The organism is Ideonella azotifigens, from assembly GCF_006519715.1.
GTDB lineage: Bacteria > Pseudomonadota > Gammaproteobacteria > Burkholderiales > Burkholderiaceae_C > Ideonella > Ideonella azotifigens.
Window position 1 is genome coordinate 1 of the sequence record NZ_VIDT01001056.1, and the last position, 1,353, is coordinate 1,353.

1 protein-coding gene and 1 pseudogene are annotated in these 1,353 nt (G+C 69.7%); one reads left to right on the forward strand and one right to left on the reverse strand.

The window, feature by feature from the left end:
* Positions 1 to 870: sigma-54-dependent Fis family transcriptional regulator (locus tag FKP22_RS30515; protein WP_141291945.1), on the reverse strand; the 870-nt coding region annotated here is incomplete at its 3' end.
* 260 nt (positions 871 to 1,130) lie between these two features.
* Between FKP22_RS30515 and FKP22_RS30520 the strand changes: the two are divergent.
* Positions 1,131 to 1,353 (forward strand): annotated as a pseudogene (locus FKP22_RS30520) (hypothetical protein); the annotation flags it as partial.

A 1,353-nucleotide genomic window follows, 5' to 3' on the forward strand; every position in this document is an offset into this window, starting at 1 on the left:
GTCCGAGGGCTGGGCCATCACGAAGCGGCCAATCTGCTCGAAGCGGACCTCGAACAGCGCATCGAACATCTGGCCGACCAACGGCCGCGTGCCCTGCAGCGCCTGCTGCGCGCGCCGGTTGTGACCCACCACGCGGCCGGCGCTGTCCAGCGCCAGCAGGTACTCGGGGTTCACGTCCACGAACTGCGGCGCGGCCGACAGGCGCAGCACCCAGTCTTGCCGGTGCCGCTGCAGGAAGGCCGCGCTCTCGATCTGCTGCGCGTACAGCTTCACCAGTTGCAGCGCCAGGCCCTGGCTGCCTTTGGGGCCGGCGGCGCTGAGCGCGCTGATGTCCAGCACCGCCGCCAGCTCGCCGCGCGCGTCATAGACCGGGCTGGTGGTGCAGGTCAGCGGAATGTGGGTCGCGTCGAAGTGGTCGTCCAGGTGCACCGTGAGCGCCTCGCCGGTGCTGATGCAGGTGCCCACGCCGCAGGTGCCGGCATGCTGCTCGCTCCAGTCCGCACCCAGGTACAGCCCGGCCTTGCGCAGGCCCGGCTCCATCTGCAGGTCGCCGATGAAGTCCACCGTCACGCCGCGCGCGTCCGTCAGCAGCACCACATAACCCAGGCCTGCGACCTGCTGGTACAGCGTCTCCAGCCCGCGCCGGGCGATGTGGATGAAGGCCTCCATCTGGTCCTGGTGCTCGCGCAACTGGCCCTGCGGCAGGATCACCGCTTCCTGCATGCGCGTCGGGTCCAGCTGGTGCTCGTGCACGCAGCGGTGCCAGGAGTCGCGGATGACCTGTTCGTGGCGCAGCGCAGCCTGCGCCTGCACCCCCAGGTCGGCCACCTGCATCACGGTGGCAATGTGCTCGCGTTGGGCAGAGTGCATGGGGGGACCATCGCCCCGGCCCGCGATGCTGTCAACGCGGGGTTTCCACCTTCCGGACCGGGACGGCCCAAGCAGTGCTCGCGAAGCGTGGAATACTGTATTTATAATCAGTGTCCATGTCGGACCTGTCCATTGCCGCCGCGGCCCTGCTGCCGCCTTCGCCGAGCCTGCTGGCTCCCTCGACGCCAATGACCCTCCCGCCTACTTCGGCCCCAGTCCCCCCGCCGCCTTCACTGACCCGCGTGCACCGCACGCGGCTGATGCAGGTCTGGCGCTCGGCCGGCTGGCCCTGCAAGGACGGCATAGAGATCGACCTGCTGGCCGCCGGCCTGCTGGTGCTGCAGGTGAATGCCGATGGCCGCGAGGCGCTGCGGCTGACCGACGCCGGCATCCAGTTGCTGGCCGAGTCGCGCCAGCAGAACACCCGCGCGCTCAGCGGCCATGACCGGCTGGCCCAGAAGTTCGCCGAGCACCTGCTGGCAT